Genomic DNA, 354 nt, shown 5'->3' with positions numbered 1-354 from the left:
GTTATTGTAACTGTTGAACTATTTGTACAAGTGTTTGCATCAGTTATTGTATAAGTAAAATTATATGAACCTATTGTTAATAATGTTAGATCTACACTACTACTTGCTAAAGCTCCTGATGTATCATCATCTGACCAAGTTCCGCCCGCATCTTCGCCTGTTAATTGACCATATAAATCTAATGGAGAATTAGCTGCTAAATCATTTTCACAAAATGTTTCTGGTGTTGGTGTTCCTGTATTAGGTAAAGGATTTATTGTTATTTCAACAGTAACTAACGGATCATCACAACTTCCTATAGCATCAACATCAAAAGTAAAACTATATGTTCCTGGCGTTAATCCAGATAAATCT

The 354-nt window shown here is 33.1% G+C and carries 1 pseudogene; it reads right to left on the bottom strand.

What is annotated here, in order from left to right:
- Nucleotides 1-354, bottom strand: a pseudogene (locus Q0842_RS16110) (hypothetical protein); the annotation flags it as partial.

This window comes from uncultured Algibacter sp. (genome assembly GCF_947495675.1).
Lineage (GTDB): Bacteria > Bacteroidota > Bacteroidia > Flavobacteriales > Flavobacteriaceae > Algibacter_B.
Note: the sequence above shows the minus strand (reverse complement) of the source record. Positions and strands in the feature narration are given on the sequence as shown.